This window comes from Natronomonas gomsonensis (assembly GCF_024300825.1).
GTDB classification, from domain to species: Archaea; Halobacteriota; Halobacteria; order Halobacteriales; family Haloarculaceae; genus Natronomonas; species Natronomonas gomsonensis.
The window spans coordinates 193,251-206,887 of record NZ_CP101323.1; the positions used below are offsets into that span (position 1 = coordinate 193,251).

The 13,637-nt window shown below is 58.6% G+C and carries 20 protein-coding genes; 15 read left to right on the forward strand and 5 right to left on the reverse strand.

What is annotated here, in order from left to right:
• Positions 1 to 280 precede the first annotated feature (280 nt).
• Both NMP98_RS01040 and NMP98_RS01045 read left to right on the forward strand, forming a co-directional pair.
• On the forward strand, positions 281 to 1,246 hold the full coding sequence (locus NMP98_RS01040; protein ID WP_254859602.1) for a DUF7261 family protein: 966 nt from the start codon (positions 281 to 283) through the stop codon (positions 1,244 to 1,246).
• Positions 1,247 to 1,796: 550 nt separating this feature from the next.
• Entirely contained in the window at positions 1,797 to 2,273 is a 477-nt protein-coding gene (locus NMP98_RS01045; RefSeq protein ID WP_254859604.1) for a hypothetical protein, read from the forward strand.
• Here NMP98_RS01045 and NMP98_RS01050 read toward each other — a convergent pair.
• The 3 genes from NMP98_RS01050 to NMP98_RS19635 all read right to left on the reverse strand — a co-directional run bounded on the left by NMP98_RS01050 (position 2,270) and on the right by NMP98_RS19635 (position 3,365).
• Positions 2,270 to 2,623, reverse strand: a complete 354-nt coding sequence (locus NMP98_RS01050) for a hypothetical protein (protein WP_254859607.1) — start codon at positions 2,621 to 2,623, stop codon at positions 2,270 to 2,272. The two genes, NMP98_RS01045 and NMP98_RS01050, sit on opposite strands and share 4 nt — an antisense overlap.
• Before the next feature lie 102 nt (positions 2,624 to 2,725).
• Positions 2,726 to 3,037, reverse strand: coding sequence for a hypothetical protein (locus NMP98_RS01055; protein ID WP_254859608.1), 312 nt, complete (start codon positions 3,035 to 3,037; stop codon positions 2,726 to 2,728).
• Position 3,038: 1 nt separating this feature from the next.
• Positions 3,039 to 3,365 carry a winged helix-turn-helix domain-containing protein gene (locus tag NMP98_RS19635; RefSeq protein WP_497007557.1) on the reverse strand — a complete coding sequence of 109 codons (327 nt, stop codon included), beginning with the start codon at positions 3,363 to 3,365 and terminating at the stop codon, positions 3,039 to 3,041.
• A 229-nt stretch (positions 3,366 to 3,594) separates the two neighbouring features.
• Between NMP98_RS19635 and NMP98_RS01065 the strand changes: the two genes are divergently transcribed.
• The 10 genes from NMP98_RS01065 (at position 3,595) to NMP98_RS01110 (ending at position 9,787) form a co-directional block, all read left to right on the forward strand.
• The gene (locus NMP98_RS01065; RefSeq protein WP_254859610.1) at positions 3,595 to 4,884 is read left to right on the forward strand and encodes a hypothetical protein; all 1,290 of its coding nucleotides are present in this window, start codon (positions 3,595 to 3,597) and stop codon (positions 4,882 to 4,884) included.
• Entirely contained in the window at positions 4,881 to 5,192 is a 312-nt protein-coding gene (locus NMP98_RS01070) for a PadR family transcriptional regulator (RefSeq protein ID WP_254859611.1), read from the forward strand. The genes NMP98_RS01065 and NMP98_RS01070 overlap by 4 nt, the downstream gene beginning before the upstream one ends.
• On the forward strand, positions 5,189 to 5,518 hold the full coding sequence (locus NMP98_RS01075; protein ID WP_254859613.1) for a hypothetical protein: 330 nt from the start codon (positions 5,189 to 5,191) through the stop codon (positions 5,516 to 5,518). The genes NMP98_RS01070 and NMP98_RS01075 overlap by 4 nt, the downstream gene beginning before the upstream one ends.
• Positions 5,515 to 6,066 carry a hypothetical protein gene (locus NMP98_RS01080; protein ID WP_254859615.1) on the forward strand — a complete coding sequence of 184 codons (552 nt, stop codon included), beginning with the start codon at positions 5,515 to 5,517 and terminating at the stop codon, positions 6,064 to 6,066. Before NMP98_RS01075 ends, NMP98_RS01080 begins: the two co-directional genes overlap by 4 nt.
• Entirely contained in the window at positions 6,063 to 6,890 is an 828-nt protein-coding gene (locus NMP98_RS01085) for a beta clamp domain-containing protein (RefSeq protein ID WP_254859617.1), read from the forward strand. The genes NMP98_RS01080 and NMP98_RS01085 overlap by 4 nt, the downstream gene beginning before the upstream one ends.
• Positions 6,887 to 7,447 (forward strand): hypothetical protein, encoded by a 561-nt coding sequence (locus tag NMP98_RS01090; protein ID WP_254859619.1) that lies wholly within the window; start codon positions 6,887 to 6,889, stop codon positions 7,445 to 7,447. Before NMP98_RS01085 ends, NMP98_RS01090 begins: the two co-directional genes overlap by 4 nt.
• Positions 7,444 to 7,632, forward strand: coding sequence for a hypothetical protein (locus NMP98_RS01095; protein WP_254859621.1), 189 nt, complete (start codon positions 7,444 to 7,446; stop codon positions 7,630 to 7,632). The genes NMP98_RS01090 and NMP98_RS01095 overlap by 4 nt, the downstream gene beginning before the upstream one ends.
• Positions 7,625 to 8,647 (forward strand): tyrosine-type recombinase/integrase, encoded by a 1,023-nt coding sequence (locus tag NMP98_RS01100; protein ID WP_254859623.1) that lies wholly within the window; start codon positions 7,625 to 7,627, stop codon positions 8,645 to 8,647. The genes NMP98_RS01095 and NMP98_RS01100 overlap by 8 nt, the downstream gene beginning before the upstream one ends.
• A 290-nt stretch (positions 8,648 to 8,937) precedes the next feature.
• Positions 8,938 to 9,225, forward strand: a complete 288-nt coding sequence (locus NMP98_RS01105) for a hypothetical protein (RefSeq protein ID WP_254859625.1) — start codon at positions 8,938 to 8,940, stop codon at positions 9,223 to 9,225.
• 79 nt (positions 9,226 to 9,304) lie between these two features.
• Positions 9,305 to 9,787, forward strand: coding sequence for a hypothetical protein (locus NMP98_RS01110; protein WP_254859627.1), 483 nt, complete (start codon positions 9,305 to 9,307; stop codon positions 9,785 to 9,787).
• Positions 9,788 to 9,931: 144 nt separating this feature from the next.
• Here NMP98_RS01110 and NMP98_RS01115 read toward each other — a convergent pair whose 3' ends face one another.
• Positions 9,932 to 10,129 carry a site-specific integrase gene (locus tag NMP98_RS01115; protein ID WP_254859629.1) on the reverse strand — a complete coding sequence of 66 codons (198 nt, stop codon included), beginning with the start codon at positions 10,127 to 10,129 and terminating at the stop codon, positions 9,932 to 9,934.
• A 206-nt stretch (positions 10,130 to 10,335) separates the two neighbouring features.
• On the reverse strand, positions 10,336 to 11,616 hold the full coding sequence (locus tag NMP98_RS01120; protein ID WP_254859630.1) for a DUF7289 family protein: 1,281 nt from the start codon (positions 11,614 to 11,616) through the stop codon (positions 10,336 to 10,338).
• A gap of 326 nt (positions 11,617 to 11,942) precedes the next feature.
• Between NMP98_RS01120 and NMP98_RS01125 the strand changes: the two genes are divergently transcribed.
• The 3 genes from NMP98_RS01125 (at position 11,943) to NMP98_RS01135 (ending at position 13,615) form a co-directional block, all read left to right on the forward strand.
• Positions 11,943 to 12,452 carry a universal stress protein gene (locus tag NMP98_RS01125; RefSeq protein WP_254859631.1) on the forward strand — a complete coding sequence of 170 codons (510 nt, stop codon included), beginning with the start codon at positions 11,943 to 11,945 and terminating at the stop codon, positions 12,450 to 12,452.
• Positions 12,453 to 12,537: 85 nt separating this feature from the next.
• A complete protein-coding gene (locus NMP98_RS01130; protein WP_254859632.1) occupies positions 12,538 to 12,903 on the forward strand; it encodes a DUF8062 family protein in 366 nt (121 codons plus the stop codon).
• 61 nt (positions 12,904 to 12,964) lie between these two features.
• Positions 12,965 to 13,615, forward strand: coding sequence for a DUF2391 family protein (locus NMP98_RS01135; RefSeq protein ID WP_254859634.1), 651 nt, complete (start codon positions 12,965 to 12,967; stop codon positions 13,613 to 13,615).
• The last annotated feature ends 22 nt before the right edge of the window (positions 13,616 to 13,637 follow it).

The following is a 13,637-nucleotide window of genomic DNA, read 5'->3' on the forward strand; positions in this document are numbered from 1 at the left end:
ATGTTTTCGTGCAACTGCGGCCACGATATTTCTGAGTTTACGCGAGGTAAGCAGACAAAGAATATCCAAGTGGAGTGTTCGAATTGCGGAGCTGTCTGGACGCTCACGCTGACGAATATTCGGTCTGGTAAGTGTGCTTAATAATTCATGAGACGCCAGAGTCGTATCACCACTCGTGTTACTCAAGTACTCGGCTGTGAACATATTCTGGAACTCAGCCACTCGATTGGAAAGTTCTGCTATACCAATGCTTATTAAATTGAATGGGATTATATAATAAATGAGAATACACGGAAAAACTGTTCACCGAGGCCAGTTGCTGGTCATTACTGCATTAGTTATCGCAGTGATATTTGTTGGTCTCGCGCTCGTGGTTAATTCGGCTATTTACACGGAAAACCTCTCAACACGGTCGGACAGCAACAGTGAAGATGCCCTGTCTGCCACATCAACGACATTCGGGACCATTGCTACCCATCTGGAGCGAGTTAATACACGGTACAATACCTCATACGATGAGTTAACGCAGAACTACACCCACCTGACTAGCGACTTCCAACAGGCACAATCGAATACATATGCGAAACGAGGAGCCGTATTCGAGATGACGGCGCTCAATCAGACAAATGGAACGCATCTTCGACAATCGAACCAGTCACGGGCATTCACCAACGCGAGCGGCCAACCAAGTGATTGGCAGGCTGCTGAGAGTGTTGGTGGTATCAGCGACTATACGATGGTGGTCAACCGGGACAGCCTATATACCGACAGTGGCGGCAGCGGTCTACTGTCGAACTCCTCCACCGTGTTTCTCACTGACGATGATGGAGATACCTGGGAGCTACATATCTATGAAACAACTGCCGGCGATGTGGCGGTACAGTCGGTCGTGGATGGAACCGAAAAGGCTGCCTGTGAGGCTGACGCCGCCGAGGTCGAGATTGATTTGGTTGCTGAGACGGTTGGTGGGGTACCGTGTTCGACACTCGTGTTTGCGGAGGGACTTGAGGAATCGATTGATATCGAGTATCACAACCCCGACGAAATCGCTGGCACCTATTCGTTGCGGGTGGATGTAGTCATTGACCCAGCCACGAGCGACCACTACGTCGAACGTGGTGTGGGATCACCAACAGCGACACCGAACATCTACGCGACGACCACGAGAATGACGTACGCCACCTCGGATGTCTCATACATCGCAACAAAGCGTATGGTCGCAGGTGAGCCAGCCTACACAGAATAAGCAAAGCCCAGTCACCTGCGTGAGTGCGGTTGTCGTGCCTGTTTTTCGCGTCGAAGGACTGGTATTGAGCAACTATCCGACCGAAGACATCCCTGACGCAGTCTGCGGAGATTCGTGGCCGGTTCGCATTTACGAGCCCGCGCGCTCGCAGTTGGCCGGCTCTCCCGATCTCGGCGACTGAGGCTACTCGCCGAGATCGTGCTCGTCGACGTAGTGCGTCAGCACCTCATCGAGCCGCGTCACCCCATTCTCCAGTCCGTAGGTGAACTCGTGGCCGCACTCAACACAGGGCATACTCCGCGTTGGTTAGCCGTTTAACAAATACCCAGCTAAATCTGACTCACGGCGCTACGACGTGAGTCGCTCAGCCACATCTCAAAAGTAATGATATCTTTATTCATTTCACGGTATCGTCAAATCCCTTCGAATCGCACAAGATTTAGTACGCGGCCGTTGAACAGTATTACAAGAACCAATGAGTCCCCAATACGTCGGACTCCCAACTGCGGCACGGAATTATGCCGCCAGTTACTTTCGGGCGCTGATACCGTTGGGTGTTGTCCTCGCAATTACGGGGGCTCTGGGGGCTCTAATCATCAATTTCGTCTATCCAGAGGTGTTTCTGTTCTACGGTGTCGCCTTTGCCAGCGTCTCGCTTCATGTCTCGGCACTTTACGTCCGCGACGTTTGGGGCGGTGACTACGAACCATCCCAAACCGAATTCGCCTCCGGGTCGCAGTTCCTTGCAGTCCTGATAGTCCTCGGTATCTCCGACTCCGGCCTCCTCGTTTTGGGTACCCTCGTCGCCGCTGGCGCGGTCTGGATGGGTGCCCCACTCGGCGCGGCCGTCGCGATCGCCGCGTATTATCCGGTTATCGACCTCGTTCTGCTCAGAAACGGTTACTGGACTCCCGGAGCCATCATAACAGCAGCCGGCGCATGGGCGATAGTCGCTACGATGAACGTCCCGAATACGCTTGTCGGGTCACTCCCCGTTATTGGCAAAGGCAAACGCCCCCAGGCTTAGTCGCCATCTCCCGAATTCGGGAACATCTCTCCCGGCTCCCCAACATTTTCGAGTAGGCAAAACGACGCTGCGTAAATCGTCGCTGAAATACTCCCCCAAGCGATTAGCACTCGAAAGTACGTCACCTGTTCAACGCCATACCACGCGGCTGCTATCCCTGGGAGGAAGACGATTGCCAGCGTCCCAGCTACGATTCCACCCTCTACGAGCACCTTCAGCGAGTAACCAAGCGCCAGTTTTGGAAGCCCCTCAGAGTGGCATAACCGGACGATTTTGGCGTGATACGTCTCATCGGACGCTGGTTCGGGTGGTTGCTCTTCCGACAACGTCGTCTGTTTGTCGTCAGTCATCTATACAACGTGGGGATTTGGGGAGTCTCGATGATTTCAGCGAGTAGAACCAGCCTTTGCGCATCCACTCAGTCGGTGACGGGGATGAATTTGAATACATTCTTACGAAGTCAGCCGTTCGACGACCTCCATCAGTTCCTCTTCCGAACGCGGATGTTCGTAGAGTCGGACATCCACCTCACCTTCGAGATACTGCAATCCTTTCGTCGTAATCTCGACCTTCCAGCCCTCTGTAATCGAGAGACCGACGAGTTCGGCATCGGCCAGTTGCAAACACCGAGCCCGTATTTGTCGCTCCGTCGCATGGATGTGCGGCTCCAGTTCCATCACCGACGGCGTCGACCACGACTCGCTCTTCAGTAGTTCGAGAATGCGGTCGTCTACGTCCCCCTGCCACGACCCCGACCTCCTCATGTTACACCCCGTTCTCCGTCTGGGACTCCGATTCCGCGCCCGATTCGCCGTTGGCGACATCTCGGTTGACGTAACTACCTGCCTCAACGTTGTACTCCTCGTCCAGATACGCCTCCCCTTCTTCTGTTATTACGTACATACCATTGCCAACTTCTTTCAGTAGATTGTGGTCCGCCATCTTGTTCAGCCGGCGGGAGATCGTTGGTCGCGACACCAAGATGAGGTCACTTTTCTTCATTTGAGATGCCGACCCCATCCCATCGTGCTCACGAATCCATTCGAGGATGCGGTCATCCCACAACCCCATCCACTTCGCCGACTTTCTCATTATTCTCAATACTCAACAAGCTTCTTTAATAGAATCGCATAGATTAATAAGAATCTAATAGTACTTGATAGACCAGTATGGTCATCCTAAACCAGCCGGTACATTTTTGAACAGACGGTTCAATTGTGTGTTTCACGAAACTGCCAAACTCGTTGATGCCTCTCTGCGGTTGGCATCTCGGGGCTGTGCACCACCACAGCCCCGGAAAAGGTGGTTTCGTGGACCTAAGATGTCCGAAACCAACTCCGCGGGCGAGAACGCCCGCACCGACCGAGACGCACCACACGACAAAAAGCCCGACGCTCACGTCCTTGGGCGTGGCGAAACTCGCGTTCCCGACGAGGACGCCGTCATCCTCACCGACGGCGGCCGCGATCTTCCTCGCTTCGTCTACGACGACGCGGCCATCTCGACGGGCGACATCGTCGTCGACCTCGCCAGCGGGAAAGCACTCCAGGTCGTCGGCAAATCCGTCCAGACCGTCAGCGAACACCCGCAGACGCGCTCGAACGACACCGCCGAGATGTTCGGCGCGCACTCCGCCGAGACCGTCTTCGACTGCGTGTTCCTGCCGGACGGCGAGAAGGTGACGCCGCCGACGAAAACCTACGCCTACCCCGAGAGCCGACTGCTCCGCTACCCCGTCGAGAACGCCACCGAGTACGACGGCGACATCCAGACGTGGCTCCGAACCGCGTTCCTCGACGAACTCGCCAACGCGGCCGCTGAGAACGACCGACTGACGGCCGCCGTCTCGATAGCCGTCCGTGAGGCCTACGGCGAGGACCTCGAAGCGACCTTCCGCGAACTCGTCGAGAGGAAGGCCGACGAGCCCGAGGTCGCCACCGACGGTGGTATCGACCTCGTCTCAGCGGACCTGAAAGCCTCGCTCGAATCCTCAGAGTGTCATCCCGACGTGGTCCGGTATGCCGAAGCGGCCGCCGAACGCGGTGGAACACCGATTCTCAACTCGCTGCGGCACTTCCACGAGGAAACCGACGTGTCGAGAATCGCCGACATCGGCACGGAGATCGAGAAGACGCTGTGGTACCACGGTGCTCGCGCGACACTGGACCGCCACGGCCACCTCGACGACACCAACACCGCGATTCTCGAAGACATCGCCGACGACCACGGCGAAGCCCTGCTCGCCGACGGCGGCACGGTCCAGACTGGCCCGGAGCCACGACCCGACGCGCCCTCGAAACCCACGCCGGACGTGACCCGGATCGAAGCGGTCGGCTCCGCCCCCGACACGGTCGACCGACTCACCGTCACGGTGCACTTCTACGACGGCTGTACCGAAAACACCGCCCACGTCGAGTTCACCGTCACCGGCTCGACGGCCGCATTCCGCGACATCGACGTGCCGTGCTCGATGAGGGCCGCCTCGCCGGCTATCGTCGAGGCCGAAGCCGCCGTCGGCGAGCATCAGGCCATCCAAGCCGTCGAGACCGCCGCGATGCAACTCGCCGAAGCGCTGGCTGCCCTCGCCGACGACACGGAGGCCGACCGATGACCCGGATGCCCGAACTGTCGGACTTCAAGCGCGACCTCCTGATGACGCTGGCGCGCTCGGAGCCGACCCACGGCTCCGGGCTCGTGGATGACCTCTCGTGTCTCCGTGCCGAGAACGTCACGAAGGGCCGACTCTACAAGAATCTCGACGAACTCCACGACCACGGCCTCATCGAGAAGCGCGTTCGCACCGAGAACGACAACCGACGCAACGAGTACGCACTCACGACCGCAGGGCGAGAATCCATCCGACAGCACGCCCAGCGCGTCGCTGGCGTCGCCGACGCCATCAACGGAGGTGCAGCATGAGCGACCGTATCTCGACGGAGGACCTCACCGACGAGCAGATAGAGAGAGTCCTGAATTCGAAGGGATTTCAGAAGATGTTGGCGTACTCGAAGCTCGCCGACGGCATCGAGGTGCTCGAATCCGAAGACGAAATCTTCGACTCGATGGTCAACACCATCACGAAGCAACACACCTCGGTCAGCACCGAGTCGAGTATCCGCGAAGTCCTCTCGCTGTTCCGCAGCGAGGTCTCGACGTTCACCGAGCCGCTCGTCGACGACGAGAACGGCATGGAGGGCAGCGACCTCGAAGACATCTACGTCGACGACACGGAGGCCGACCGATGACCCGCCACATTCCGGGCGGGTACGCCCCTGACCACAACACGCCGTCGCAGTTCGTCGTCCGTTGCTCGGACTGCGGCCGTGTCTGCATCCGCGACGACCGCGGGGATGCCCATGACCGCGCCGACAGCCACGCGCTTCACTGCGCGCAGACGGGTGTGACGCCCATCTCGTTCATCGGCGACGAGGAGCAGGCCGACGACGAGGCCGAGACTGCGACACTCCAGCCGCGGATCACCAACCTCGTCGGCGAAGAGGTGACGCTCGTCTACCACAGCAAAGACCCCCGTAGCGACGAGGTCGAACGGGACGCCGTCGTCGAGGAGATGCTCACCAGCTACCTCGACGTGCCCTACCGGGGCTTTCTTGCCCGGGCCGAGAACGGCATCGAACTGGAGGTCGACCTCTCGGCTGGCATCGTCTTCTCGCACGGTAACGTTCGCAGTCCGACCGGCGAAATCCTGCGGGTCGAACCCGCCTGCGAGGAGCCCGCGCTCGGCGAGGACGCAACCGACGACGCTCGGGTGGCAACCGACGGAGGTGAACCATGAGCGCCGACGCCGTCGAAGCCGATGGCGACGAAGAACCCGTCGACGAAGCCGATGAACGACCGTCTTCCCCGACCGTCGACGCGCTGGAGACGCTCATCAACGCGGACACGTTGGCCAAGACCATCGAGGTCGCTAACTCTGTCGCCGACGAGTCCGTGCTCCGGTTCGGCCGACACGGGCTCAAAATCCGCCTGGTCGACCCGGCGAACGTCTACATGGCGAACATCCACCTCGATTCGAGCGGCTTCGAGGCCGTCGGCGACGGCGTCTTCCCCGCCGGTCAGAAACACGAAGGACTGCTCGACTTCATCGGCAAGGCCGACAGTGAGGAACTCGTCTCGCTGGCCTTCGACGCCGAGACGAGACGACTGGCCGTCGAGTTCCAGCCCTACGAGCGCGACTACGCGCTCATCGATCCCGACAGCATCCGGCAGGAACCCGACATCCCAGACATGGACCTCCCCAACGTCTTCAACATCGACGGGGAGACCCTGAAGGAAGTCGTCGAGGTCTCGCAACTCGTCTCTGACCATGTCGACATCGAGGGCGACCCCGACGCTGAGTGCATCCGGATTGTCGCCGAAGGGGACACGGATACCAACACGGCGACTCTCGACGACGAACTTGGGTTTGCCGAGGTGACGGAGGATGCGTCGTCCTTCCTCTCACTCGACTACCTCGAAGACGCGGTCGGTGTTATTCCGAAATCATCGACTGTCGAGGTCCGATTCGGCGACGAGTTCCCCGTGATGATGGAGTGGACCTTCGCCGACGATTACGGCCACGTCAAGCAGGTAATCGCACCGCGGATTGTGTCGCAATGAGCCTCGCCATGTCCACCGGCTCATCCCACGTCATCGGCGAGCCGCATCCGAACCAGCGGTCGCACGCCACCTTCGAGTTCAAGCAGGCCGACCCCGACCGAACCGGCGGTGGCTACCCGCGCTGGCGCTCCTACGAACTTCGACCGGAGACGCCCGGTCGGCAGAAGGAGGATGTGTACGTCTCCGTCCACCGGTTGTGTGCCGTCGCGTGGCTCTTCGAAAACGGACGTACCGCCGAGGACATCCTTCGATCGGGCGACCTCATCGGCGCCGACGTGCATCACGAACTGGAGATGCCGTCGGCGAACATCGAATCCGAACTTTCGCTCCGAGGCCACGGTGAACATTCCGAGATTACACAGACGAAGCGCCGTGCGTGGGCGGAAGACACGAAGCGTGACATCGAGGAACGTGAATCCAGACCCGTCGGAGCCGACGAGTGCGCCCGCTGTGGTGCAGTCGAGACGAGTCTCGCCGAATGTGACGCATGGCCCGGCGAGAAGCGGTGTATCGAGTGCGCTATCGAGACCTCGAACGGAGAGGAGGTCCGACTGTGACCGAACACGCTGTCGGGACCACCCGAGTCCCGCCCGCCCAAGGCGGCCCCGAGACGTGGAAAACCGGCTGTCCAGAGGGACACGTCCGGACGATGCCGCGACCGCAGAAAGGCGGCTACTACTGCAACACCTGTAAGCAGCACTACGAGGGCGACCCAATTCCCCGAGGTGAGGCCGATGTCTGAGAACCTCCAGCCGACGACGCCGGAGGAGGGCATCGAGAAGTACCTCGCCCATCGGAAAATCGAGGTCTCCGAAGAGACGCTCCAGACCTACGACTACCGCCTTCGGAAATTCAATCGTTGGACCGACGAGGTCGGCCTCGACAATCTAAACGACCTCACCGGCCGGAAGCTCGACGAGTACGAGCGTCATCGCCGCCAGCAGGGCATCAAGAAGACGACGCTGAAGGGCGACATGAAGGACTTCCGGATGGCAGTCCGGTACTGGGAACGCATCGAAGCGGTCGCCGACGGGCTCGCCGATAAGGTGCCCGTCGTCAACCCGAAGAAGCACGAGGAAGTCTCCCAAGAAACACTCGACGAAGAGAGCGCGATGCCGCTGCTTCGGTACTATCGGCACCGGACACCCGGTACTCGAAACCACGCTTTCCTCGAACTCGCGTGGTCGACCGCCGCCCGCGTCTCCGGGCTCCAAGCGCTCGATATGCGGGACTTCTACCCCGAAGAGGGCTACGTCTGGTTTCGGCATCGGCCGGGGCAAGGCACCTCGCTCAAGAAGAACTACGCCAGCGAGCGAGTCGTCAGTATCCCCGACCGCGTCGTCGAGGCGCTCCGGGGCTACATCTCAGATAAACGCTACGCCGTCCGTGACGACCACGGTCGTCACCCGTTGTTTACCAGCCAGCAGGGACGGCCGCACAAGAACACGATTCGCGGCTGGTCGTATCACATGACCCAGCCGTGCCGCTACGGCGACTGTCCGCACGGGTACGACCCCGCGGAGTGCGACTTCCGTGAGCACGGATACTACTCGAAGTGCCCGTCCTCGAAGTCGACACACCCGATTCGGAAGGGCTCGATTTCCTGGCACCTCGGTAACGGCGTGCCCATGGAACTCGTTGAGGCCCGCTGTGACGCCTCTCGGGAGGTCATCGAGTTACACTACGATATGCGCTCTCCCGAGGAGCGAATGCAGCACCGTCGCGGAACCGTTCTCCCGAAACTGAAGTACGCATGACCATGTCCGAAACCACCGACCAACACGACCCGCAGAATCGACGCGAAACGGAAGATGTGGGTACTCCGATACACGGCGGTCCCACTTTCCAAACCGACACAGCATCCCTTAGCGATGTGGACATCTCGATAGGGGGATGCGAACTATTCAACAACCACCACCGGCGTCTGCCATGTCTGTGGCGACGAGCACGCGACCGAACAATCCGGTGGGTTGGCCGTACTGAGTCACCGCTTCAGTTCCACCCCGGTTGGCAAACTTCTTATTCGGTGTCGGGCGACAGGCGCCCTATGGGCGACGAAGTACCACTCGAACTCATGGTCTCGGAAGACGCAGCTAAGGCGGCTATTCGAAGGGACGAGATGGACGCACCCGAGTTGTTCGCGAACCTTGAGTCGCTGATTTGGGTGTACGAGATACTCGACGCCAGGGCGAATCCACAAACCAACGACGAGCTTCGAGATATTCGGTTGTTGCTCGATGAAGATTTGGAGGTCCCTGTCAAGCGAGCCGCGAAGATACTCAGCGAACTGGGACTCGTTGAGGATACCGGTCAGGGATGGGTGACAACCGACTAACCCGTCACGCCCCAATCGATGATATCGGAATCGCAATACTGAGGAAAGTTATTTGACCGATTGGCCACGTTACCGTGGTGTGATTAGGCGAGATTTCCTCGCGACGAGTTTATCCGGAACTGTAGCCCTCATTGCTGGGTGTACAGGCGGCGATTCGAACGATTCAGACACGTCACCCGCCACGCCGGACGGGGATGCGTCTCCCGAAGAACTGCTCCCGGAACCATTGGAAGGATGGGACCGAACCAATATACGGGACGTTGGGGGTGGGTTTGGACCAGACGATGGAATTGAAACTGCGAAATTAGGGTCGTACACACCCGATGGCGAAACTGGCTATCAAGTCGGGATTTATCGCTTTGCGTCAGAGGCAGACGCGACCGAAGTCGCCTCGCTCATCGAGGAGGAGGGCGAATTTTTCAACTTCATGTACGCGGTTCAGAACAAAAATTTCCTCATCGGTGGCAGACATAGTGATGGAACGGATCAAAACCTCCTGTCGCTATTAACTAATTCGCGCGTGCTTACTGAACAGTACGTTACGGACAATAACCTCCTGTAGGGCGTATCTCTTCGCAGTGTATAGATACGGAGTCGAGGGGCTGGGTGATTGCTAATAAATAAAGAGCGCGTCGATAGGGCCCGCAACGTGACAACCCCGATCTTAGAACTTGCCTGGTACAGTTGTCAGTTAAGCCACTCCACTTTACGACGTTCCGCCTTCTGTACGTCGGGCGCGTACGTCCCCCGGTAGTGTATCGAGGAACGTTTCGAGGTCGTCCCAGCCGCCCCAGTCACAGACGAGGAGTGAGTCGACATCCTGGCTTTTCAGTTGCGTTGCCCATATCCGCCGGAGGCCGTGGAACGTGAGTTCCGCCCACCGCGGGTCGCCCTCTTCGGCCAACTGCTTGTCCGTGGCCTTGATTCAGTGGAGGAGCGTCCGGGTGCTGAGGCCTTTTGTCGAGGACTGTGAGGTGACGATGGGATAGTCGTCGGGGTCGTCGCGATACTCGGCGGCGGTCTCAATGGTGTTCGCGACCGACGGCGGAATCGGGGTCTCTGAACCGTTGATAATTCTTAAATTTGGATTCGCTTTCCTGAGATGGAGAATCAGCTATTATTACCTTTGCCAGAGGAGAAATAGGTGCTTGTAGTTCCATCTTCGAATTCCAGCACGACTGCGATAGCGGCGTTTGGTTTTCCAGATATTCCTTTTATATTAATATTATGGGTTTCCTCACCACTCCAGGTCCACTCATTAACCTCCCTAAACTTCGTCCCCCCCACATTTACAGAAGACGCCGTTTCAGATGTTTTTGCGAATGTGAGGTCTACCGAAGATATGCCATTCCCATTGCCAGGATTGGAGGCCCATGGTACGCGAACGCCGGTTACGACTTTTGCTGTATCCGCCTTGTTCTTAAGAACTAGTTTGTCGGCCGATGAGGAGGGTCCTTTCAGGACAAGAGCATCTGCACCGATTGGATTAATCCCGCCTGTGTCTTCATCCTCACCACTATCATCTCCAGTGAATACTGCCGCAGGCTCATTCTCTGGGTCCGTATTGATGCCGATTGGCGTACAGCGAATGCGATACTGTTCACTCCCACTCTCACTATCGAGTGACAGGACTGCCTCGTCTTCGGATGGCATAACGAAGTCACCATCAAACGACGCTTTCCAACCGTCTTGGTTCTGAATCGGGATTTCAATCGTGGCAGGGGTATCATCCTCACCCACACTGAACGTCCCTGTGTCGCCAGTCACCCCTGGCTTGAACGTGATCGGTTCTCTTGAAGTTCCCGATTCACGAATCGAACCATGGGTGATCGGAGTGAGGTGAATCGTTGTGACACCGGATTCATCGTCAACTAATCGTTGACTGTTTTTCAAGCCAGCCCCGTCGACTATCCGATAGTGAACTCCGGCCTCATACGTGTGTGAGGCCGCGTTCTGGTATTCATTATACCGTGGTTCATAGGTAAGCGCCTTTGTCTCGACGCCTGAGAGCCCACAAACCTCGTTAACTAGCTCTCTATCATCCAAATCCGAGAAGGCATCGCCGTTCTCACTTGATAATGACCCAACAGACTCACTTTCTACCGTGCCTCGTGCTGGTGGTGGCGTGAGAAACACCGTCGACACGCCGTATCGAGTTCCCAGAGAGAGACTAGCGCTTCGTTCGCGGTTACTCCCGGCTGCATCCCCGATCGAGGCATACATTTCGGTGAAGTCATCAGAGACTTCTTCGACGTGATTCTGCTCGGTCGCCGCGATCTCCTGTGGGACGAAATACGTCTGGAGGAGTCCCAGTGCGAGAATGAAAATCCCGAACAGTAATATTGCGCCAACTACCTCTGACTGTCCCCGGTCCCCGGTGATGATGCCCATTGGTCCCCACTCACATGGGGTATTCGCTGAAAGGTAAAAAATCTATATACAACCAAACTCATAGTAAATGACATCCGGACACACCGCCTCTACATACGGATTTTCGCCATCTAACTCGATAACAACAGGATGTATGGAGATTCCACGCGACCAGCCCAGGCCCCACAGAATCACAACGACCACCCCTGCGGCTCGGCACACGCTGAATAACAATGTCCATCGCGCTGCAGTGACGGTCAGCAGGCGTTCCGACGGGACTCGGCGGCCGCTGTCGTCAGGAATCCACATGACCGGACATTTAAACTCTCCCGTCGTCGAACTCGCGTATGACTCTCCTCGTCCCGTTCGATGGGTCCGAACTCGCCGAGGCGGCGCTCGTCCGAGCGACGGAGTTCGCGGCGGTGTTCGACGAAGACGTGTTGGCTGTGACGGTCATCCCGAAAGGCAACGCCCGCTACGCGAGAAAACGCGACTGGCTCGGCGACGAGGAGCCCTTCGCCATGCAGCCAATCGTCTCGAAGTTACACGAGCAAGTCGTGGGACTGGCATCGAGTGCGGATTTTATACACAAGACGGTCGACAAATACGCACCGTCCGGGTCCATCTCGACTCGCATCCGAAAAGTCGCCAAACGGGAGGACGTGTCGATGGTGTTCATCGGCAGCGACAACGCCGGCCACCTGGTGACAAGCGTCTCGAGCGTCGGCGGCAACGTCGCCACCGACGAAGCCTACGACGTGGTCATCGTCCGCAATCGGAGTCCGGCGAAAATCGCGAAACTGAAGAACGCCTCCCCTCACCGACACACGAAATCCGACTTCTATCTCCCGGATTGAGTCTCGGCGTGGTTTCGTCCGGACTGCCCGGCGGTCCGTGGCGACGAATCTGTGTGCATATATACGGGGATGTGTAACGCCAGATGTGCCCGACGGATTCGATGGAGACACCGACGAGGTCGGCTGTCCGGACGAAATCGACGACACGCCCACCGTGTCGTGTTCCCAGTGTGGCCGGGAGTGGGACCTCGAATACGAACTCGACGACCTGCGCGTCGGCAATCAGGCGCTCGAACGGTTCGCGTTGGACCACAAACGCCACACCGGACACTTTCCCGACGAGGTAACGCCGTGGGTCGTGGCCTGCCGACAGTGTCCCGACGGCGACGAGTTCCTCTCGGAGCGGCCCGCACGGCGCTGGGCGGAGACCCACGCACGCCACACGCGACACAGCGTGACGGTTCGCGGCGACGACGGTGACGACCCGACGGTCGTCGAACCCGACGACTGAACGGTAGTGTCTCGACTCGGCCGCACGCAACCTTTTTCGAACGGCCGGCCGACGTACGGCCGTGAGCAACGAGGGGTCGGACGACTCGGACCTCGAGGAAGTCGCAGTCGAGGAAATCCGCTCGCAACTCGCGGAGTTGGAAGCCACCGTCGACGACGACGCCGAGCGCCGCGAGGTCCGTGGCGTGATTTCTCTCCTAGACCGCCTGCCGGAGCCGTCCGTCTCGGAGGGGATTCGGAAGTTCACGCGACGCGACATCGCGGAAGCCACCGTCGGCGCGATTATCATCTCGATTCCGATGTTGGTCGAAGACGGCGTCTTCGACATCGCTGCGTATCTCCTTTCGACGCCGGCGTTGTTCTTGGTGAACGCCGCGTTCGTCGTCCTGATGGCAATCTCTCTGCTGTACTTCGCGGACTTCCGTGAGGTAATCGTCAACCGACCCATCTTCGGTCTCGTTCCACGGCGACTCGCCAGTGTCCTCGTCGTCGCGTTCCTCACCGCAGCGTTCACGATGACGCTGTGGGGCCGTATCGACTGGACCAATCCTTCGGTTGCCCTCGCCCGCGTGTCCGTCGTCTGGACGGTCGCCTCCCTCGGGGCCGCACTGGGAGATATTCTCCCGGGTGAATCGTCCGGGACCGACATCAACGACGAAATCGAGGACCTCGGCGAGCGGCTAGGTATCGGCGACGAGGAGGGACGTTTTTAGAGACACGAACTTTTTGCACGGC